This window comes from Pseudomonas sp. CP-1, from assembly GCF_021213715.1.
In the GTDB taxonomy this organism is placed as follows: domain Bacteria; phylum Pseudomonadota; class Gammaproteobacteria; order Pseudomonadales; family Pseudomonadaceae; genus Pseudomonas; species Pseudomonas aeruginosa.
This window is the reverse complement of the sequence record NZ_JAJQKY010000004.1, coordinates 69,268-88,052: the sequence shown is the minus strand read 5'-3', so window position 1 is coordinate 88,052 and position 18,785 is coordinate 69,268. Positions and strand designations below refer to the sequence as shown.

The 18,785-nt window shown below is 67.4% G+C and carries 20 protein-coding genes and 1 pseudogene; 9 read left to right on the top strand and 12 right to left on the bottom strand.

Features of this window, described 5'->3' with window-relative positions; all coding sequences use genetic code 11:
- Positions 1–23 precede the first annotated feature (23 nt).
- A complete protein-coding gene (locus LT948_RS09815) occupies positions 24–830 on the top strand; it encodes an oxidoreductase (protein ID WP_003124979.1) in 807 nt (268 codons plus the stop codon).
- A gap of 484 nt (positions 831–1,314) precedes the next feature.
- On the opposite strand, the gene LT948_RS09810 is transcribed toward LT948_RS09815, so the two are convergent.
- A complete protein-coding gene (locus LT948_RS09810; RefSeq protein ID WP_003086935.1) occupies positions 1,315–1,788 on the bottom strand; it encodes a methyltransferase family protein in 474 nt (157 codons plus the stop codon).
- 21 nt (positions 1,789–1,809) lie between these two features.
- A complete protein-coding gene (locus tag LT948_RS09805; RefSeq protein WP_003086934.1) occupies positions 1,810–2,703 on the bottom strand; it encodes an NAD(P)/FAD-dependent oxidoreductase in 894 nt (297 codons plus the stop codon).
- Between the two features lie 111 nt (positions 2,704–2,814).
- On the opposite strand from LT948_RS09805, the gene LT948_RS09800 reads away from it, so the two are divergent.
- Positions 2,815–3,459 (top strand): TetR/AcrR family transcriptional regulator, encoded by a 645-nt coding sequence (locus tag LT948_RS09800; RefSeq protein ID WP_019485174.1) that lies wholly within the window; start codon positions 2,815–2,817, stop codon positions 3,457–3,459.
- Between the two features lie 27 nt (positions 3,460–3,486).
- Here LT948_RS09800 and LT948_RS09795 read toward each other — a convergent pair.
- A pseudogene (locus LT948_RS09795) lies at positions 3,487–3,594 on the bottom strand (IS5/IS1182 family transposase); the annotation flags it as partial.
- Between the two features lie 164 nt (positions 3,595–3,758).
- On the opposite strand from LT948_RS09795, the gene LT948_RS09790 reads away from it, so the two are divergent.
- Entirely contained in the window at positions 3,759–4,595 is an 837-nt protein-coding gene (locus LT948_RS09790) for a PhzF family phenazine biosynthesis protein (protein ID WP_218816310.1), read from the top strand.
- Between the two features lie 159 nt (positions 4,596–4,754).
- On the opposite strand, the gene LT948_RS09785 is transcribed toward LT948_RS09790, so the two are convergent.
- The 4 genes from LT948_RS09785 to LT948_RS09770 all read right to left on the bottom strand — a co-directional run bounded on the left by LT948_RS09785 (position 4,755) and on the right by LT948_RS09770 (position 9,189).
- Entirely contained in the window at positions 4,755–7,196 is a 2,442-nt protein-coding gene (locus LT948_RS09785; protein WP_031633514.1) for a TonB-dependent siderophore receptor, read from the bottom strand.
- 77 nt (positions 7,197–7,273) lie between these two features.
- Entirely contained in the window at positions 7,274–8,116 is an 843-nt protein-coding gene (locus LT948_RS09780; protein ID WP_003140338.1) for a FecR family protein, read from the bottom strand.
- Positions 8,113–8,637 (bottom strand): RNA polymerase sigma factor, encoded by a 525-nt coding sequence (locus LT948_RS09775; RefSeq protein ID WP_034005207.1) that lies wholly within the window; start codon positions 8,635–8,637, stop codon positions 8,113–8,115. Before LT948_RS09775 ends, LT948_RS09780 begins: the two co-directional genes overlap by 4 nt.
- A gap of 228 nt (positions 8,638–8,865) precedes the next feature.
- The gene (locus LT948_RS09770) at positions 8,866–9,189 is read right to left on the bottom strand and encodes a hypothetical protein (RefSeq protein WP_023112165.1); all 324 of its coding nucleotides are present in this window, start codon (positions 9,187–9,189) and stop codon (positions 8,866–8,868) included.
- Between the two features lie 495 nt (positions 9,190–9,684).
- On the opposite strand from LT948_RS09770, the gene pmpM reads away from it, so the two are divergent.
- Positions 9,685–11,118, top strand: a complete 1,434-nt coding sequence (pmpM, locus tag LT948_RS09765) for a proton-coupled multidrug efflux MATE transporter PmpM (RefSeq protein WP_003086920.1) — start codon at positions 9,685–9,687, stop codon at positions 11,116–11,118.
- Here the strand turns inward: pmpM and rhtA are convergent.
- Positions 11,101–11,994 carry a threonine/homoserine exporter RhtA gene (gene rhtA / locus LT948_RS09760; protein ID WP_003086919.1) on the bottom strand — a complete coding sequence of 298 codons (894 nt, stop codon included), beginning with the start codon at positions 11,992–11,994 and terminating at the stop codon, positions 11,101–11,103. The two genes, pmpM and rhtA, sit on opposite strands and share 18 nt — an antisense overlap.
- Here rhtA and LT948_RS09755 point away from each other — a divergent pair.
- Both LT948_RS09755 and LT948_RS09750 read left to right on the top strand, forming a co-directional pair.
- The gene (locus LT948_RS09755) at positions 11,993–12,643 is read left to right on the top strand and encodes a helix-turn-helix domain-containing protein (RefSeq protein ID WP_003082844.1); all 651 of its coding nucleotides are present in this window, start codon (positions 11,993–11,995) and stop codon (positions 12,641–12,643) included. The two genes, rhtA and LT948_RS09755, sit on opposite strands and share 2 nt — an antisense overlap.
- A 37-nt stretch (positions 12,644–12,680) precedes the next feature.
- Entirely contained in the window at positions 12,681–13,079 is a 399-nt protein-coding gene (locus LT948_RS09750; protein ID WP_022580675.1) for a VOC family protein, read from the top strand.
- 15 nt (positions 13,080–13,094) lie between these two features.
- Here LT948_RS09750 and LT948_RS09745 read toward each other — a convergent pair whose 3' ends face one another.
- The 3 genes from LT948_RS09745 to LT948_RS09735 all read right to left on the bottom strand — a co-directional run bounded on the left by LT948_RS09745 (position 13,095) and on the right by LT948_RS09735 (position 15,036).
- Positions 13,095–13,571, bottom strand: a complete 477-nt coding sequence (locus LT948_RS09745; RefSeq protein WP_003086914.1) for a YbaK/EbsC family protein — start codon at positions 13,569–13,571, stop codon at positions 13,095–13,097.
- Positions 13,572–13,639: 68 nt separating this feature from the next.
- On the bottom strand, positions 13,640–14,746 hold the full coding sequence (locus tag LT948_RS09740; protein WP_023464451.1) for a WD40/YVTN/BNR-like repeat-containing protein: 1,107 nt from the start codon (positions 14,744–14,746) through the stop codon (positions 13,640–13,642).
- Positions 14,747–14,766: 20 nt separating this feature from the next.
- Positions 14,767–15,036, bottom strand: coding sequence for a MoaD/ThiS family protein (locus LT948_RS09735; RefSeq protein WP_003086912.1), 270 nt, complete (start codon positions 15,034–15,036; stop codon positions 14,767–14,769).
- A gap of 257 nt (positions 15,037–15,293) precedes the next feature.
- Between LT948_RS09735 and LT948_RS09730 the strand changes: the two genes are divergently transcribed.
- The 3 genes from LT948_RS09730 to LT948_RS09720 all read left to right on the top strand — a co-directional run bounded on the left by LT948_RS09730 (position 15,294) and on the right by LT948_RS09720 (position 17,550).
- Positions 15,294–15,719 carry a YciI family protein gene (locus LT948_RS09730; RefSeq protein WP_003086910.1) on the top strand — a complete coding sequence of 142 codons (426 nt, stop codon included), beginning with the start codon at positions 15,294–15,296 and terminating at the stop codon, positions 15,717–15,719.
- A 36-nt stretch (positions 15,720–15,755) separates the two neighbouring features.
- Positions 15,756–16,169, top strand: a complete 414-nt coding sequence (locus LT948_RS09725) for a VOC family protein (RefSeq protein ID WP_003082839.1) — start codon at positions 15,756–15,758, stop codon at positions 16,167–16,169.
- Positions 16,170–16,338: 169 nt separating this feature from the next.
- Positions 16,339–17,550 carry an MFS transporter gene (locus LT948_RS09720; protein ID WP_003145238.1) on the top strand — a complete coding sequence of 404 codons (1,212 nt, stop codon included), beginning with the start codon at positions 16,339–16,341 and terminating at the stop codon, positions 17,548–17,550.
- A gap of 7 nt (positions 17,551–17,557) precedes the next feature.
- Here the strand turns inward: LT948_RS09720 and LT948_RS09715 are convergent, their stop codons facing one another.
- Positions 17,558–18,781 carry an RNA polymerase sigma factor gene (locus tag LT948_RS09715; RefSeq protein WP_031631469.1) on the bottom strand — a complete coding sequence of 408 codons (1,224 nt, stop codon included), beginning with the start codon at positions 18,779–18,781 and terminating at the stop codon, positions 17,558–17,560.
- Positions 18,782–18,785 lie beyond the last annotated feature (4 nt).

Here is an 18,785-nt window from a genome sequence, read left to right as displayed (position 1 = left end):
TTCCCTGATCGAGAGTAACTGCCATGCCCAACTCCCCAGTGGTCGTCATAACCGGCGTGTCATCAGGCATCGGTCGCACGGCGGCCGAACAGTTCGCCGGACGCGGTTGCCGCGTGTTCGGCAGCGTGCGCAACCCGGCCACTGCGCAGGCCATCCCCGGTGTCGAGCTGATTCACCTGGATATTCGTGACGAAGCCTCGATTCGCCAGAGCATCGAACATGTGATTGCAGAAGCTGGGCGCATCGACGTACTGGTCAACAATGCTGGCACCACACTGCTCGGTGCGACAGAGGAAACCGCCATCGACGAGGCCCAGGCGCTGTTCGACACCAACGTCTTCGGCGTCCTGCGCGTTACCCAGGCGGTACTGCCGCAGATGCGCAAGCAAAGCGCAGGGCGCATCGTCAACGTCAGTTCGGTGCTCGGCTTCCTGCCAGCACCCTACATGGGCCTGTACTCGGCTTCCAAACATGCAGTGGAGGGTTTGTCCGAGACCCTGGATCACGAGGTGCGGCGCTTCGGCATTCGCGTCGCGTTGGTCGAGCCTTCGTTCACCAAGACCAGCCTGGACCTCAACGCGCCACAGGCCGCCCTGCGTATCGCTACCTACGACAGCGAGCGGGCAACCGTCTCCCAGGCCATCCAGATGAACGTGCAGAAGGCACCTTTGCCCGATGCGGTCGCCGCGACCATCGTCGAGGCCGCCCTGGGCGCGTGGAAAATGCGCCACACCCCCAAAGGCGAGGCCACCCTGCTCAGACGCCTGCGCCGCTTTATGCCGGCAGGCCCAGTCGACTCGGGCCTGCGCAAGACCTTCGGCCTCGGCTGATTCACCTCTTCACGTACGAGACCACACCATGCACAGAGAACACAGCACACGTATCGTCGTTACCGGCCTGGGCATCGTCAGCCCTCTATGCTGTGGCAGCGAGACGATATGGACGCGCCTGCAGGCCGGCCACTCGGGCCTAGACTGCAGCAGCCCCTCGGCAGTTAGCAAAGCGCGGCTAGCTGCAGCCGTCGAAATTTTCGCCCAAGTCTATGCATAGGCCATTTGGACGTGTCTAAGACATCGAAACTCTGAGTGCCCAAAGCGAAGACGAACTTCATTTTGTCGCTCTACTTGCGATGTCAGCTTAGATTCTGACATTGGTTGGAGCGTCCGATTACGGCCGTAGCTGCCCGCCACTAGTGTCAGCTTCCGGCCAGAAGCGACCCTTGGTTATCTACGAACTCAGGGCCCATTCAGTAGCCGTGGCAAGAAAGTCGGTGTTGGTTATCAGAAAATCCCGCAGGCGGCAGTTGCGGAATAGTCAGAGCCAGCGGCGAACCTCGGCCTTGTAGCGGCGGTAGTCGTCGCCGAACTTTGCTTCGAGATAGCGCTCCTCGCGGGCGATCACCTGCGTCTGGATCGCGACCAACACCAACGGAAGCAACGCGAAGGCGATCGGTCCGTCGAAGCCGACCGCAAGGCCTGCATAGATAAGCGCCATGCCGAGATACATGGGATTGCGCGTCCACCGATAGGGACCGGTCGTTGCGATGAGGGTCGTTGGTCGCGACGGCGGAATGTTGGTGCCCAGACGCCGGAACAGCCCCGCCGCCGCAAGCATCATTACCGCGCCGGCAGCGAACGGCAGCGCGCCCATTGCGATCAGCAACCACCAATCGATGCCGAAAGAGTGCAGGGCGACGAACCGCTCCGCCGCCAGCCCCAACAGCAGCGCTCCCAGATAGATGAAGGGCGGAGGGAAGCGCACCCCCGCGCTGTCCGGCTCGACGGCCATGTTCATCTCCTCTCTATGGGCTCAAGCCAGCATCGACTGCTGGGCGAAAATACCCGCCATCGCGCCCTGCGATGATGCCTGGGTGACCGAGGGCAATATGGGGGTGGTGAGATCGCCGGCGGCATAGATGCCAGGCGTGCTGGTTTGGCGGCGCTCGTCGACCTTGAGCACGACGCCGGTGGGCGTATCCATCGTGGCAAGGCCCAACGATTCATGCAGGTTTGCGGACGGCTTGTTGCGCGGATGAGCAAACAGGATGTCGACCGCGACAGTGGAGCCAGTGTCGAGATTGACGGTAGCGATATGCCCCTGGTGATGGGCGATCTCGACGATCCGTCCGTCGACGACAGGTATGTTGCGGTGCGCCAGATCGGCCTGGATATCAGGTGTAATGTCGTGACCATCGGCAAAGACAGTCAACCTGTCGGTCCAATCGAGGAACAGCCTGACCTGGTTGTGCGATTGCGGGCCGGACCACACGAGGCCCCAATGCTGGCCGGCGGCTTCAAAGCCGTCGCAATAGGGGCAGGGGACGATGGACGTGCCCCAACTCTCGGCAAAGCCTGGAACATCAGGCATCTGATCGGCAACGCCATAGCTCAGGATCACGCGGCGGGCCTTTAGGCTTTCGTGATCGTCAGTGACAACGCAGAAATCGTCTATTACGCCAGAAATCTTCTCTGCCCGGGCATTGACTAGCCTGACCGTTGGATAGCGCGTCAACTGCTGCCGCGCCGCGGCCAGGATGTCCAGCGGCGGCGTGTGATCGTGACCGAGCAGACCATGCGAATGGCCGGCAAAGCGGTTACGCGGCCGACCGGTATCGAGAACGATGACCTTGCGACGGGCACGGCCGAGCTGCAAAGCGGCGGCGAGACCTGCAAAACTTCCGCCGATGATGATGACGTCATTCATGGTGATGGGCTCCGCTGGAGGGCAGGTTGTAGCCAAGCCCTTGGATTGCTCATTTAAGACACTGAGTGGTATCCTAAATCTTAAATTAAGATACTGTAAAGTACCAATATCATGACCGAAACCATACAGGCACGGCGCGGTCGGCCCACCAACGAGGCGCTTGCCCAAACGATACTCGACGCCGCGAGCGAACTTTTTGTGGAATTGGGTTTTCAAGCGACGACGCTGGACAAGGTCGCCCAGCGGGCGAAGATATCCAAGCTCAGCATCTATAGGCGTTTCGAGAACAAGGAGGCGCTGTTCAGCGCAGCCATCGCGGCCGGCTGCCAGCAGTCGTTTGCACCACAGGCCCTGCTTGAAGGTGTCGAAGGTTCGGTCGAAGACCAACTTATGGCGGTGGGAACATCACTGCTGCGCACGCTATTGAGACCAGACGTCAGCAGTATCGAAGCCATGGTCATGGCCGATAAAACGAGTCAAAACGCCCTGAGCAAGCGCCACTACGAAGCCGGCGCCGCTCATGTCATCGCCGACATCGATGCCTTGTTGCGCCAACTTCACGCGAAGGCGCTTCTCAACGTGCCCGATCCCCTCCAAGCCGCCCGCTTGTTTGCCGCGCTCTTCAAAGGCTCCGATCTATTGATGATCGCCCGATTCGATCAGGCGAGAGCAGAGGACGAAATAGAATCCTATTGCCGGTCGGCCGTCGCCATGTTCATCGCCGCGCACGGTCGCAGCGACCACGCGGGTGGATAAGCATTTAATTGCTCCGGGGCAGCTCGGCCCAGGCTTGTGTTTGCGCTTTAGGGGCCGCAGCGGAATCACAGGCTGCGTCCGATAACTGTCGCAGTACTGGCGCAAGTGCTCAACATCGTAGCCTGAATCGACCATAGATTCGTCGACTCCTTCAAGCTGCTGTCTCTGGCCAGGAGCGGCTGCTATTGGCCGATTGCAGCCCCTGACGAGAGCCCCCAAGCCCCCTCGAAAGTTCCCCCTCCGGTTTCGGACGGCAGCTCTCTAGCCTATCCTCCCCCGCCACAACAACAGGAGGTTCCATGCCGGTTTCGTTACCCTTCGAGCAAGTCGATGTCTTCCCCGAACAGCCCTTCAAAGGCAACGCCGTTGCCGTGGTGATTGGCGCCGACCGCCTGAGCAGCCAGCAGATGCTCGAGTTCGCCGCCTGGACCCAGTTGAGCGAGACGACCTTCCTGCTGCGGCCGACCGTTGCCGAAGCCGACTATCGCGTGAGGATCTTCACCCCGTTGCGGGAGTTGCCCTTTGCCGGGCATCCGACGCTGGGGAGCTGCCAGGTCTGGCTGAACCAGGGGGGCGGCAATGCTGCTGACGAGATCGTCCAGGAGTGTCTGGCGGGCCTGATCCGCATCCGCCGCAAGGGCGCCTTGCTGTCGTTCGCGGCGCCTCCCCTGCTTCGTGGCGGAGCGGTCGAAGACGAGGTGTTGCGACGGATCGAGAGCGGGCTTGGCCTGTCCCCGGGGCAGGTACTCGGCAGCCAATGGGTGGACAACGGACCCGGCTGGGTCGCCGTTCGGCTGGCCACGCGTGACGAGGTCCTGGCCATTCGCCCGGACTACGCGAAGCTCGACGGGCTCAACGTGGGCGTGGTCGCGCCCTGGCAAGGTCCCCAGGCGGAGGCGGATGTGGAAGTGCGCGCCTTCATGGGCGAGGAACTCAATGAAGACCCCGTTACCGGCAGCCTCAACGCGAGCCTGGCGCAATGGCTGATCGGCACGGGAGTCATGCCCGGGCGCTACACGGCGAGCCAGGGCACGGCCTTGGGTCGCCGGGGGCGGATAAGCGTCGAGCAGATCGGCGGCGATATCTGGATCGGCGGTGAGGTGCAGCCGGGCATGTCGGGGCAGGTCGTGTTCTGAGCGGGACGGCGTACCCTGTCCTTCCCCATTACCTGGCCGACCTGGATCGGCGTCCGGCATTGGACGGAAATGCCTGCCCATGACAACGGGGCCGCCTTCCCTCTGGAAGCACCCTCCTGCCCACCGGGCCCGCCCAGCCCCGGTGGCTCCGCCCTCCCCTCACCAGTTGTGCGTATAGCTCGCCGTCAGCACCGTGCCCGGCGCCGGCAGGTGGCTGGTGTTGTTGTTGTTGCGCAGCAACTGGCTGTAGAGCGGGTAGTAGTCGCGGTTGAACAGGTTCTGGATGCCCAGGCTCAACTGGTCGTCGGGGGTGATGCGGTACTGGCTGACCAGGTCGACCGTGGTGTAGGTGCTGACCTGGCGCCGGCCGAAGCTTTCCACGCCGTCGAGACGGTAGTCCTTGGAGTCGAAGAAGGTGGCCTGCAGGCGGTTGTTCCAGTCGGCATCCGGCTTGTATTGCAGGTAGGCGGTCAGCTTCAGCGGCGGCACGCGGTAGCCGGTCATGTCCTGCCAGTCCTTGCCGTCCGGCTTCTCGCGTCCGCGCATCCAGGTGGCGCTGCCGCCCGCGCCCCAGACTTCGTCGTCGCTGAGCCAGTCGGCGCTGGCCTCGACGCCGTAGATGCGCTCCTTGGTGCGGGTGAGGATCAGGCCGTTGTTGAAGCTCTGCACGTCGCCCAGCTTGGAGGTGGTGTAGAACAGCGCCAGGCTGCCCAGGGTGTTGCCGCCGATGGCGCCGCGCCAGCCGAGTTCGTAGTTGTTGGTCTTCACCGGTTCGAGGTTCGAGGAGCCGATATCGAAGCCACGGCGGGCGTTGCGCAGCTGGATGCCGACGTCGGGCAACTGGAAGCCCTGGCTGAAGGAGGCATAGATTTCCTGGCCAGCCACCGGCGAATAGACGATGCCGAGGTTCGACAGCACCGCGTCGTAGTCGAGGTCGCCGCCCTTGACGGTCACCGGCGAGGCGGCCTTGGACTCGGAGAGCGGGACGAAGTCGTCGAATTCGGCGGTGGAGTATTCGTAGCGCAGGCCGCCGTCGATCGACCAGTGTTCGTCGAAGCGATGCTGCAACTGGGCGAACGCGCCGGCGCTGCGGGTGCGTAGCGGCGGCATGTAGGTGAGCTTGCCGATCTTGTCGAAGACCAGCCCGCCGCTGGCGTCGTAGGCCGCCGGGTCGAACACGTCGAGCGGCATGTCGCTGCGTTCCTGGTTGTAGTCGCCGCCCCAGACCAGTTCGGTATTGCCGCTTTCGCCCAGCGGCGTGCGCAGGGTCAGGCGGCTGCCGAACACTTCGCTGTTCTGCATGATCTGGTCGACGTTGCCGCCGCGGGTGGAAACGGCGCGGGCGTCGAACGGGGTGAAGCGGGTGAAGTAGTCGCGGTAGTAGAGCTGCGCGGAGAGCCGGCTGCCGAGGATGTCGAGGTTCTCGTACTCGAGGTTCGCCAGGGTGTTGCGGATTCGGTTCTGCTCGTCCAGCTCCAGGCCCTTGATCGCGTTGGCCGGGACCGAGCCCGGCGGCAGCCTGGCGACCCTCGGGTCGGTGGCGTAGTCGGTGTCCTGGCGGGCGTCGTAGTGGCTGAGGGCGAGCTGCACGCGCTGGTTCTCGTCGATGCGCAGGCCGAGCTTGCCGCCGATGTTGTAGACGTTCGAGTCGAACAGGTCGCCCTGGCTGGGTTCCGGGGCGATGCGGTCGCCATGGGCGTCGTAGGAAGCGCCGACGTGGCGGGTGCCGAAGTCGAACGAATAGTCGAGCGCCCCCAGGGAGCCGGCGAAGTATTGCTGGAACTGGCCGCCGAGGCCATCGCTGCCCAGCCGGGTCAGCGGCGAGGTGGCGCTGAGGCGGGTTTCTGCGCGGTTCTCGCCGCCGGCCGGACGGGTGGTGATGGAGATGATCCCGCCGGTGGCGCCGCTGCCGTAGATGGCGCTGCTGCCACGGATCACCTCAATCCGCTCGATCAGCGCCGGGTCGATGTTGGCCAGGTTGCGCGAGGAGTCGCGGTTGGTGTTCAGCGGCACGCCGTCGACCATCACCAGCATGCTGCGCCCGCGCAGGGTCTGGCCGTATTCGGTGATGGTGCGGCTGGAATCGGACATCCCCGGCACCGCCTTGGCCAGCACCGTGGCCAGGCTGTCGGAGCCCTGGCGCAGCTCCTCCAGTTGGGCATGCTCGATGACGGTGGACTGGCGCGTGGCGGAGACCAGGTCGCTGCTGGTGCGCGAGGCGGTGATTTCCATCTGCTCCATGTCCAGCGGTTCGCTGCGGGCATGCGTAGCGGGCACGGCGGCTTCGCTGGCCGGAACGACGATGAAGGTATGTTCGTCCCTGGCCTGCGCCTTCAGGCCGCTGTCCCTGAGCAACTGGCGCAATGCCTCTTCGGGGGTGAAACGCCCCTTCAGCGCGGGCGCCTGGCGGCCGGCGCCGAGATCGCCGGCGAAGAGGATCTGTACCGAGGATTGTTGCGCGAGGGCGTTGATCGCCTGGCCGAGCGGCGCGGCGGGCAGATCCACGTCGAGCTTTTCCTGGCCCTGGGCCGACACCGCCAGGAGCAGGCTGCTGGCGAGCAATGAAGGACGCAGGTGGCGACTGCGGAGGGAAAAATGCACGTCTCGATTTCCTATGCAGGTTGGCTTTTCCTGGATAGCCGCCACGGCGCGCGGGAAACCCTACCTGCGTCCGAGAATTATTTTCGCGTCGATTTGCGTTGGATCTCGACGCTGCCGTCCTCCTGCCGCGACACGGCCACGGGAAGGATGCTCGGCAGCAGGTCGAGCAGCCGGTCGACGTTGTGCGCGGCGAAGACGCCGGTCAGCCGGAGGGAGGCCAGGCTGGGGTCGTCCAGGAGAATGGGCGCCTTGCGGTAATGGCGCAGCAGCGCGACGGCTTCGCCCAGGGGCGTGCGCTCGAAGACCAGGCGGTCGTCTTTCCAGGCCATCGCCGTGGCGGCATCGACCTTGGCCAGCGGCATCAGTTGCCCGCCAATGGCATCGACCTGCTGGCCCGGCAGGAGCACGACTGGCGCTTGCGCCGTAGCCGAGGTGCCGACCTCCACCCGGCCACGCTCCAGGGTCACGCGGACGTCGTCGTCCAGGCGGCGCACGTTGAACCGGGTGCCGAGCACGCGGACGTCGGTCGACCCCGCGGACACCACGAAGGGCCGATAGCGCGCCGGGGATACCTCGAAAAGCACCTGCCCCGCGCGCAACGCGACCCGGCGGCTGAGCGGGTGCCAACTGACCTCGATCTGGCTGCCGCTGTCGAGCAGGAGCTGGCTGCCGTCGGCCAGGGTCACGTCGCGCCGCTCACCGATGGCGGTGGCGAAGCGCTCGCGCTTGTAGGCCGGGTCCAGCCAGGTCAGGGCGCCGATGGCCAGCGCCAGCAATAGCGCGACGCCGGCCGCCTTGCTTGCCTTGCGCGATTTCGGCCGGGAGGGCGGCAGCGGAAACAGGTCCTTCAGCGCGTCGCGATGGCGCTCCAGGGCGTCGTCCAGCGGAACCTGCCCATTCCGTTTCGAGGGCTGGGTCATGGCCGTGCCTCGCCGCGGCCGAGCCGTTCCCGGCAGGCCGCCAGTCCGAGGCGCAGGTGCTTTTCCACGGTCTTGACGGAAATGCCGAGGCGGTCGGCGACTTGCGCCTGGGGAATTTCGTGGATCTTGTGCATGACGAAAACGGCCTGGCAGCGAGGAGGAAGCGTGGCGATGGCGTCGACCAGTGCCTGGAACTCGCGCTCGGCCTCGTGGCGACCCATGGGCGTCGCCGCCATGCAGGCGACTTCCGGTAGCTCGGCGACGGCTTCCACCCAGGCGGTTCGACGACGGTCGCTACGATAGCGGCTCACGGCGGCGTCGTGGGAGATTTTCCGCAGCAGGGCCAGGTGTGTGTGCACGTCCTCCTTCTCGTCGCGTTCGAGCAACTGCACGCACACGTCGTGCACCACTTCGCGCGCCATGCCCCGGTCGCCGAAGCGCCGGCGAACATGGTCGACCAGTTCCTCGTAGTGACGAACCAGTGTGGACAGCAGCGTCGGCTTGGCGGGATCGAACGGCACGATGCACCCAGGAAAGGAGCCTGGCTCCGAAGAATGGGGGTCGAGTGTAAATGAGAAACAGTCGCAGATGAAAGACCGGTCATCGTCAGGGATTGCCTGGGCTGGCGTGCGTAGCGGGCGGGTGGCTTTCACCCGCCCGCGCAACTGCCGAGCCAGGGCGGAGAGGGATCCCCTTTTCTCCCCGCTACTCAACCCCCCGGCCTTGCCGGGGGGCACCGCCTCCGTCGGTTATCGGTGTCTGCGTGCGTATTCCGCCTCGAACAGCGACAGGGCGTCGCTGAGCAACGACAGCAGGGAACCGGTGATGCGGCAGATGCTTTCGCCGGGCTCTTCGGTTTCGTCGAGCAGGTCGAGGACGCTCAGCGTTCCGATCGCCGACTCCAGCCGGCGGCGGGCGGTGTCGAACAGGTCTTCGCTGGCTGCGCTGCTGTCCAGGTAGAGGGTGGCGCAGCCGGAGTGCTGGTTGCATTGCGAGGTGCGTCGCAGGGGGATGAAGGTGGAAGGGGACTGTGCGGTTATTGCGGGATTCGACGTATCATCGGCCTTAGCCATGGGTCAGCTCCTATCGTTAAGCTGGTCTCTGGTTAGCGGGTCGTAGGTGTTCCTGCACCTGCGGCCCGCGTCTTTTCTGCCCCCAAGAAAACAGATGGACTTGGCGACCCCTCCATCTTCCTCCTACTGGTTTTTTATCCAATTCCTGGGCGTCTGAGAGAGGCTGCGGAAAAGTCTGGGGGAGATGTCCGGCGTTTCCAGGGCATGTCATCCGCCGCTGTCACGGGTATGTGGCGGATAACCGCTAGGCGGTTATCCGCCCTACGGGGTCGGGCCTCAAGCGGGCAGCGCGGGGGCGTTTGCCTGCGCGTAGCGCGGTGGTGGGGCGAATGACGCCATGGGCGTTATCCGCCGCTGCCATGGGTAATCGGCGGATAACCGCTAGGCGGTTATTCGCCCTACGGGGCTGGGCAACCGGCACGACCCTGCTGACCCTTCCTGACCACCCCGTCAACCCGTAAACTACGCGGTTCCCCTGCCCAGACAAGGACTGCCGTGAACAGCCCCGCCCTGCCCCTTTCCCGTGGCTTGCGCATCCGCGCCGAACTCAAGGAACTGCTGACCCTCGCCGCGCCGATCATGATCGCGCAACTGGCGACCACCGCCATGGGCTTCGTCGACGCGGTGATGGCCGGGCGCGCCAGTCCGCACGACCTGGCAGCGGTGGCGCTGGGCAACTCGATCTGGATCCCGATGTTCCTGCTGATGACCGGCACCCTGCTCGCCACCACGGCCAAGGTCGCCCAGCGCCATGGCGCCGGCGACCAGCCCGGCACCGGGCCGCTGGTGCGCCAGGCGCTGTGGCTGGCGCTGCTGATCGGACCGCTGTCGGGGGCGGTGCTGTGGTGGTTGTCGGAGCCGATCCTCGGCTTGATGAAAGTGCGCCCGGAACTGATCGGGCCGAGCCTGCTGTACCTCAAGGGCATCGCCCTGGGCTTCCCGGCGGCGGCGCTGTATCACGTACTGCGTTGCTACACCAACGGCCTGGGACGGACCCGGCCGAGCATGGTGCTGGGGATCGGCGGGCTGCTGCTGAACATCCCGATCAACTACGCGCTGATCTACGGCCACTTCGGCATGCCGAAGATGGGTGGCCCCGGCTGCGGCTGGGCCACCGGCTCGGTGATGTGGTTCATGTTCCTCGGCATGCTGTTCTGGGTGAACAAGGCCTCGATCTACCGCGCCAGCCAGTTGTTCTCGCGCTGGGAGTGGCCGGATCGCGCGACCATCGGCCCGCTGGTGGCGGTCGGCCTGCCGATCGGCATCGCGGTGTTCGCCGAGTCGAGCATCTTCTCGGTGATCGCCCTGCTGATCGGCGGGCTCGACGAGAACGTGGTGGCCGGCCACCAGATCGCCCTGAACTTCAGCGCGCTGGTGTTCATGATTCCCTATTCGCTGGGGATGGCGGTGACCGTGCGGGTCGGCCACAACCTCGGCGCCGGCCTGCCGCGCGACGCGCGCTTCGCCGCCGGCGTGGGGATGGCCGCGGCGCTGGGCTACGCCTGCGTCTCGGCGAGCCTGATGCTGTTGCTGCGCGAGCAGATCGCCGCGATGTATTCGCCGGACCCGGCGGTGATCGCCATCGCCGCCTCGCTGATCGTGTTCTCCGCGCTGTTCCAGTTCTCCGACGCCCTGCAGGTCACCGCCGCCGGGGCCCTGCGCGGCTACCAGGACACCCGGGTGACGATGATCATGACCCTGTTCGCCTACTGGGGCATCGGCCTGCCGGTGGGCTACAGCCTCGGCCTCACCGACTGGATCCAGGAACCCACCGGACCGCGCGGCCTGTGGCAGGGCCTGGTGGTGGGCCTGACCGGCGCGGCGATCATGCTCTGCATCCGCCTGGCGCGCAGCGCGCGGCGCTTCATCCGCCAGCACGAGCGCCTGCAGCGGGAGGACGCGGCGGCCGCCTCAGTCCTTGGCCGGTAGCGCCGGGGCGGCGCCACGCGACTTGACGCTGAGGGTAGTGCCGACCGAGGCGAGGATGATCGCGCCGATGGCCAGCCATTGGGTCGGGCTCAGCCGCTCGCCGAGGAACAGCAGCCCGGAGAGCGCGCCGAAGGCCGGCTCGATGCTCATCAGGGTGCCGAAGGTGCGCGCCGGCAGGCGGGTCAGCGCGACCATTTCCAGGGTGTAGGGCAAGGCCGTGGAGAGCACCGCGACGCCCAGCGCCAACGGGATCAGCGCCGGGTCGAGGAGGTCGGCGCCGGCGTGGGCGACGCCGATCGGCACCACCAGGATCGCCGCCACCAGCACCCCCAGCGCGGCGCCCTGGGCGCCATGGTCGGCGCCGGCGCGCTGGCCGAAGAGGATGTACAGCGCCCAGCACACGCCGGCGCCGAGGGCATAGGCGGCGCCGACCAGGTCGAGCGGCTCGGCGCTGTTGCCCAGCGGCAGCAACAGCCAGATGCCGAACACCGCCAGGCCGATCCAGAGGAAGTCCAGCAGGCGCCGCGAGGAGAGGATCGCCACCAGCAGCGGCCCGGTGAACTCCAGAGCCACCGCGATGCCCAGCGGCACGGTGCGCACCGAGAGATAGAACAGCAGGTTCATGCCGCCCAGGGCGATGCCGTAGACCACCACCGAGCGCAGCGATTGCAGGCTCAGGCGCTTGCGCCAGGGACGCAGGAGCAGCAGCAGGATCAGCGCGGCGAAGAACAGCCGCAGGGCCGTGGTGCCCTGGGCGCCGACCAGGGGGAACATGCTTTTCGCCAGGGAGGCGCCGCTCTGGATCGAGGCCATGGCGATCAATAGCAGGCCGACCGGCAACAGCGTTCCGGCGAGGCCGCGGGAGGTGGAGGTCATGGAAGAGGTCCGGCAGTGGGAAGCAGCCCGATGGACTGCGGGAAACGGGATGTGCACTATAATGCGCAAAACCGCGACAGTGAGCAATATATTGCCCAACCCTACCGAACGCCCCAGCGTCCTCGAACATGTCTCCGGCAACGTCCGCCGCCTGCGCCTGCAAGCCGGCCTCAGCCAGGAAGCGCTGGCCCGCGCGGCCAGTGTCAGCCGGCGGATGCTGGTGGGCATCGAGAGCGGCGACGTCAATGTCAGCCTGTCGACCCTCGACCGTATCGCCGCCGCCCTCGGCGTGCTGTTCCCCGACCTGGTCCAGGCACCGGCCACCGACCGCTCGCGGATCAATGCGGTGGCCTGGGTCGGCCACCACCCCGAGAGCCGCGCCACCCTCCTCGCCAGCGCGCCGGCGCGGCGCGAGGTGGAACTCTGGGCCTGGTCGCTGGGACCGGGCGAGCGCTACGTATCGGAACCCGACGCCGCCGGCTGGCGGGAGATGGTTCTGGTCATCGAAGGTCGCCTGCGCCTGGAACTGGCCGACGGCGAACGGCGCATCGAGGCCGGCGACTTCCATGCCTTCGCCAGCGACCAGCCGTACGCCTACGTCAACGACGGCGACGAGGTGGTGCGTTTCACCCGCAACGTGGTGAGCTAGGCTCTAGCCTCGAGCCAGCCTTCCAGAGGAGACCGCGATGAGCGCACGCGTACGCCCCTTCCTGATGTTCCAGGGGGTCCAGGCCGAGGCGGCCATGAACTTCTACCTGTCGCTGTTCGACGACGCCGAGATCCTCCAGATCCAGCGCTACGGCGCCGAGGGGCCGGGCCCGGAGGGCTCGGTGCTGAAGGCGCTGTTCCGCCTCGGCGACCAGAGCGTGCATTGCATCGACAGCCATGTGCGGCACGCCTTCGATTTCACCCCGGCGTTCTCCTTCTTCGTCGAGTGCGAGAGCAACACGCAGATCGAGCGCCTGGCCGAAGCCCTGGGCGACGGCGGCAAGGCCCTGATGCCGCTCGGCGACTACGGCTTCAGCCAGCGTTTCGCCTGGCTGGCCGACCGCTTCGGGGTGTCCTGGCAGCTCAACCTGGCCTGAGCCCGGCAGTTGCCGTCAGGCTTCCTGGAGGACTTCCTGGCACACATCGACCCACTGCGCATCCACCAGCTCGGCCATCCGTTGCGGGGCGATGCGGACCGCGCTGTGCACCGCCCCGGCGGCCGGCAGCACTTCGTCGAAGGCTTGCAGCGAGACGTCGCAGTACACCGCCAGCGGCGTCGCCAGGCCGAACGGGCAGACTCCGCCGACCGGGTGCCCGGTCAGCTCGACCACGTCCTCGGCGCCGAGCATCTTCGCCTTGCCGCCGAAGGCGGCCTTGATCTTGCGGTTGTCCAGCCGCGCGTCGCCGCGCGCCACTACCAGTACGGTGCGCTCGCCGACCCGCAGCGACAGGGTCTTGGCGATCCGCCCCGGCTCCACGCCATGGGCCTCGGCGGCCAGGGCGACGGTGGCGGTGCTGGTTTCCAGCTCGATGATGCGCAGGTCCGGGGCTTTCTCGGCGAAGAACCGCCGGACGGATTCGAGGCTCATGGGGTGGGCTCCTTGGCGAAAACCCACGAACTTATGCAAGCGCGCCGAGGCTGTCCAGCGCCGCGCGCTCAGGCGAAGCGCACGCAGTAGATCGGCGGCAGGTTGGCGGAGAGCTGCTGCCAGTCCTCCCCGCCGTTCTCGCTGAGCCACAGGCCGCCGGTGGTCGAGCCCATGGCCAGGCGCTCGCCGCTGGGGTCGATGTCCAGGCCGTGGCGGTAGACCAGGTCGTAGGCCGGGCCGTCGGGCAGGCCGCGCTCGAGGGTCTCGAAGCTGCGGCCGCCGTCGCGGGTGCGGGTGACCACGAAACGGGCGTCCCTGGGAATGCGGCATTCGTCCTTGGTCGCCGGGACGAACCAGGCCGTGTCCGGCTGCCGCGGATGCACGGCGACGGCGAAACCGAAGCTGGACGGCTCGGCGACCACGCCCTGCCAATGCAGGCCGCCGTCGCGGGAACGGAAGATGCCGTTGTGGTGCTGCACCCAGAGGAACTCCGGGCGCGCCTGGCACTGCACCAGGCGGTGCGGGTCCTGGATCGCCGCCTCCTCGCTCTGCTCCGGCGGCATGTAGTCGGCGCGCATGCCTCTGGTGGTGCAGGTCCAGCTGCGGCCGTCGTCGTGGCTCTGCCAGACGCCGCCGCAAGACACCGCGACGGTGAGGTGGCGACTGTCGCGTGGGTCGACGCAGATGGAATGGATGCCGGGATGGTCGTAGCCGCCGCCGAACCACTGGGCGCGTTCGGGTCGTTCCCAGAGTTCGCGGTTGAGGCGCCAGCTGGCGCCACGGTCGTCGGAGCGGAACAGGCCGCCGGGGATGGTCCCGGCCCACAGCGTGCCGGGCCGGTCGGCGCCGCCTGGCTCGAGGATCCACAACTGCTGTAGCGACCAGGGTGGCTCCGCCGCCTGGCCTTCCAGCGGTTCGGCCGCTGGCGGCTGCGGCGGATAGACCGGCACCGCGCATTCCTTCCAGTCCGTCGCGCCGGCGTCGCGACGCCACAGCTTGACGCCGAAATGGCCGAGATTCAGCGCCGCGTAGAGCGCGCCGTCGCGCGGGTCGGCGAGGAGCATGCTCAGCGGCTCGCCGAGGAAGTGGCTGGCCATCGGCAGCCACTGGCCCGCCGCGTTGCGCCGCAGCTCGAACAGGCCCTTGCGGGTGCCGACATAGAGTCGCTCGCTCACCGGATGTCCTCCTCTGTTGGTCAACCGCCGCTCAGCGCCTGCACCACGTAGATCTCGCTATCGTCTTGGAGCGGATCGCCCAATCCCCGGCGATCGCGGACCTGCACGCCATCGACGAACAGCGCCACATGCCGGCGCAGACTGCCCTGGTCGTCGAGCAGGTAGCCGCGCAAGCGCGGCTCGCGGGCGAAGGCCGCCTGCAAGGCGGCGGCGACGGTGGCGGCGCCGACGTCCAGCGCGGGCATGGCGACATGCCGCTGGATGGCCGGGGCGAAGACGATACGGGGCATGCCGAGGCTCGCGGAAATGGCTCTGCTGGAACAGTGTAGAAGCCCTGCAGGCCACGGCTGGCGCGGCCCGCCCAGCGGTCGGCACACTCCGCAGCGACGCTCGTCGGCCATCCCGGCCGCTCGGCGCGGGCCTCCTATACTGCCCCGGCCAGCGAAAAAACCGCCGTCGCCTGTCGATCCGCCGGCCTGCCGTTCGACCAGTTCGGGAGGCGGGCCAGAACGGACCGTCATTGCGCAGAACAACAAGGAGAACGCAGATGAGATTCATGGTGATCGTCAAGGCCACCCAGGCTTCCGAAGCCGGCGAGATGCCCAGCGAGGAACTGCTCGCGGCGATGGGCCGCTACAACGAGGAACTGGTCAAGGCCGGGGTGATGCTCGCCGGCGAAGGGCTACAGCCCAGCGCCAAGGGCGCCCGGGTGCGTTTCTCCGGCAACGCGCGGACGGTGATCGACGGCCCCTTCGCCGAGACCCGCGAGCTGATCGCCGGTTTCTGGATGTTCCAGGTGGCCTCCCTGGAAGAGGCCATCGAGTGGGTCAAGCGATGCCCGAACCCATTCGACGGCGAATCCGAGATCGAGATCCGCCAGGTCTTCGAGGCCGAGGACTTCGGCGAGGAGTTCACCCCGGAACTGCGCGAGCGCGAGGAGCGCCTGCGCGCCGAGCTGGAAAAACGCAACTGAACCGCCCCGCACTCCGCCAAGAACGAGGAAAGCGCCATGCAAATCGTCCCCTACCTGATCTTCAACGGTAATTGCCGGGAGGCCTTCAGCTGCTACCACCAGCACCTGGGCGGCACCCTGGAGGCCATGCTGCCGTTCGGCGACAGCCCCGAGTGCGGCGACATCCCGGCCGACTGGAAAGACAAGATCATGCACGCACGGCTGGTGGTCGGCAGCTTCGCCCTGATGGCCTCGGACAATCACCCGGCCTATCCCTACGAAGGCATCAAGGGCTGTTCCATCAGCCTCAACGTCGACAGCAAGGCCGAGGCCGAGCGCCTGTTCAACGCCCTCGCCGAGGGCGGCTCGGTCCAGATGCCGCTGGGCCCGACCTTCTGGGCGGCGAGCTTCGGCATGTTCACCGACCGCTTCGGCGTGGCCTGGATGGTCAACTGCGAGCAGGACCGGTAGCGTCCGCTACGCGGGCCCGCCGCCAGGTGAATCGGCGGCGGGCCCGCGTTCCGCTGTGCGCGAGTCGCGATCGATAGACGCACTGCCGCGATAATTTAAGTTGCATTTTAAAACCAAAATTCCTAGCCTCCGCCTTAGTTTCATATTGAAACCTTACGGAGCGCTTCGCATGCCATCCTCGCCATCCTCCCTCCCCTCCGCGCTGGTGCTGCTGTTCGCCGTCGCCTGCGGTCTCAGCGTGGCCAACGTCTATTACGCCCAGCCGCTGCTGGACGTCCTCGGTGCCGAGTTCGCCATCGGCCAGGCCGGGGTCGGCCTGCTGTTCGGCGCGACCCAGGCCGGTTGCGCCCTGGCGCTGCTGCTGGTGGTGCCGCTGGGCGACCTGCTGGAGCGGCGCCGGCTGATGTTCGTCCAGCTCCTGCTGCTGGTGCTGTCGCTGCTGCTGGTGGGCTTCGCCGGCGATACCCTCGGCCTGGCGCTGGGGCTGCTCGGACTGGGCCTGCTCGGCACCGCCATGACCCAGGGACTGCTGGCCTACGCCGCGGCGCTGGCGGCGCCTGGCGAGCGCGGGCGGGTGGTCGGCGCGGCGCAGGGCGGCGTGGTGATCGGCCTGCTGCTGGCGCGCAGCCTGGCCGGGCTGCTCGCCGACCTCGGCGGCTGGCGCAGCGTCTACCTGGTCTCGGCAGCGAGCATGGGCGGGCTTGGCCTGCTGCTCTGGCGGGTACTGCCGGCGGCGCCGAGCAACGAACTGGGGCTGTCCTACCGGCAGCTGCTCGGCTCGATGTTCGGCCTGCTGGCGAGCCAGCGCGTGCTGCAGGTGCGCGGCCTGCTCGGGCTGTTGATGTTCGCCGCCTTCGGGGTGTTCTGGAGCAGCCTGGTATTGCTGCTCGGCGCGCCGCCGTATTCGCTGTCGCACAGCGCCATCGGCGCCTTCGGCCTGGTCGGCGCGCTCGGCGCGCTGGGCGCGGCGCGGGCCGGCAGCCTGGCCGATCGCGGCCACGCCCAGGCGCTCAGCGGCGGCGCCCTGCTGCTGTTGCTGCTGTCCTGGCTGCCGCTCGCCCTCGGCGCGCATTCGCTGGCGGCGCTGATTCTCGGCGTGCTGCTGCTCGATCTCGCCGGCCAGGCGATCCATGTGCTCAACCAGAGCCTGGTCTTCGCCATCGACCCGCGCGCCCACAGCCGCCTGGTGGGTTGCTACATGCTGTTCTACGCCGCCGGCAGCGGCCTCGGCGCCAGCGCCGGCACCGCCATGTACGCCTGGGCCGGCTGGGACGCGGTGAGCCTGCTCGGCGCGGCGATCAGCCTGGCGGCCCTGGCGTTCTGGTGGTTCACCCGCGGCGTTGGCGGCGAAGCGCGGACGGCCTGCGCCAACGGCGCCTGAGCCGGCCTCAATCGAGTTCGCGCAGGCGCTGCTCGATGAAGCGCCGCTCCGGCTCCTGGCGCGCCAGGGCCAGCGCCGCGCGGTAGGCCTCGCGGGCCTCGCGGCGGCGACCGAGACGGCGGCAGAAGTCGGCGCGCGCCGAGTGCGCCAGGTGGTAATCGGCCAGTTCACCCCGCGCCAGCAACGCATCGACCGCGGCCAGCCCGACCTCGACGCCATCGCACATGGCCAAGGCCACGGCGCGGTTGAGTTCGATCACCGGCGATGGCGCCAGGCGCAGTAGCGCGTCGTAGAGGGCGACGATCCGTGCCCAGTCGGTGTCCTCGGCGCGCGGCGCCTGGGCGTGCACCGCGACGATGGCCGCCTGCAGGGTGTAGGCCCCGAAACGGCGGCTGGCCAGGGCCCGCTCGACCAGGCCGAGCCCCTCGACGATCAGTCCACGATCCCACAGCGCGCGGTCCTGCTCGTCGAGCCGCACCAGTTCGCCGCTGGCCGAGGTCCGCGCCTGGCGCCGCGAGTCGTGCAGCAACATCAGGGCGAGCAGGCCGAGGGCCTCGGGGTCGGGCAGCAGTTCGACCAGCAGGCGGCCGACGCGGATCGCCTCGCCGCTGAGATCGGCGCGGGTCAGGCTGGTGCCGGTGGAGGCCGAGTAGCCCTCGTTGAACACCAGGTAGATCACTTGCAGGACGTTGCCCAGCCGCTCGGGGAGTTCCTCCAGGGTCGGTACCTGGTAGGGAATCCGGGCCTCGCGGATCTTGTTCTTGGCCCGCACGATGCGTTGGGCGATGGCGCTGGGCGCGGCGAGGAAGGCGCGGGCGATCTCCTCGGTGCGCAGGTCGCAGACCTCGCGCAGGGTCAGCGCCACCTGTGCCTCGGGGGTCAGCGCCGGGTGGCAGCAGGTGAAGATCAGGCGTAGCCGGTCGTCTTCCACCGCATCGCCCTCCTCCGCCGGCGCCTCGGCCTGCTCTTCCAGTTGCTCTGCGAGCAGCCGCTGCGAGGCGTCGAAGCGCGCTCGCCGGCGCAGGTTGTCGATGGCTTTGAAGCGCCCGGCGGAAACCAGCCAGGCGCGCGGGTTGCGCGGGATACCGTCGCGCGGCCACTGCTCGACGGCGGCGATGAAGGCGTCGTGCAAGGCTTCCTCGGCCAGCTCGAAATCGCCGAGCAGGCGGATCAGGGTCGCCAGCACGCGCCGCGACTCCTCGCGGTACAGCGCCTCGATGCGGCTGCGCAACGGC

Excerpts from the sequence above, each read along its gene's own strand:
- LT948_RS09780 (WP_003140338.1), bottom strand. The coding sequence starts at position 8,116 with ATGACCCAGCCCTCGAAACGGAATGGGCAGGTTCCGCTGGACGACGCC.
- LT948_RS09790 (WP_218816310.1), top strand. The coding sequence starts at position 3,759 with ATGCCGGTTTCGTTACCCTTCGAGCAAGTCGATGTCTTCCCCGAACAG.
- LT948_RS09800 (WP_019485174.1), top strand. The coding sequence starts at position 2,815 with ATGACCGAAACCATACAGGCACGGCGCGGTCGGCCCACCAACGAGGCG.
- LT948_RS09745 (WP_003086914.1), bottom strand. The coding sequence starts at position 13,571 with ATGAGCCTCGAATCCGTCCGGCGGTTCTTCGCCGAGAAAGCCCCGGAC.
- LT948_RS09735 (WP_003086912.1), bottom strand. The coding sequence starts at position 15,036 with ATGCCCCGTATCGTCTTCGCCCCGGCCATCCAGCGGCATGTCGCCATG.
- LT948_RS09730 (WP_003086910.1), top strand. The coding sequence starts at position 15,294 with ATGAGATTCATGGTGATCGTCAAGGCCACCCAGGCTTCCGAAGCCGGC.
- LT948_RS09810 (WP_003086935.1), bottom strand. The coding sequence starts at position 1,788 with ATGGCCGTCGAGCCGGACAGCGCGGGGGTGCGCTTCCCTCCGCCCTTC.
- LT948_RS09815 (WP_003124979.1), top strand. The coding sequence starts at position 24 with ATGCCCAACTCCCCAGTGGTCGTCATAACCGGCGTGTCATCAGGCATC.
- LT948_RS09770 (WP_023112165.1), bottom strand. The coding sequence starts at position 9,189 with ATGGCTAAGGCCGATGATACGTCGAATCCCGCAATAACCGCACAGTCC.
- LT948_RS09725 (WP_003082839.1), top strand. The coding sequence starts at position 15,756 with ATGCAAATCGTCCCCTACCTGATCTTCAACGGTAATTGCCGGGAGGCC.
- LT948_RS09720 (WP_003145238.1), top strand. The coding sequence starts at position 16,339 with ATGCCATCCTCGCCATCCTCCCTCCCCTCCGCGCTGGTGCTGCTGTTC.
- LT948_RS09805 (WP_003086934.1), bottom strand. The coding sequence starts at position 2,703 with ATGAATGACGTCATCATCATCGGCGGAAGTTTTGCAGGTCTCGCCGCC.
- LT948_RS09755 (WP_003082844.1), top strand. The coding sequence starts at position 11,993 with ATGGAAGAGGTCCGGCAGTGGGAAGCAGCCCGATGGACTGCGGGAAAC.
- LT948_RS09750 (WP_022580675.1), top strand. The coding sequence starts at position 12,681 with ATGAGCGCACGCGTACGCCCCTTCCTGATGTTCCAGGGGGTCCAGGCC.
- rhtA (WP_003086919.1), bottom strand. The coding sequence starts at position 11,994 with ATGACCTCCACCTCCCGCGGCCTCGCCGGAACGCTGTTGCCGGTCGGC.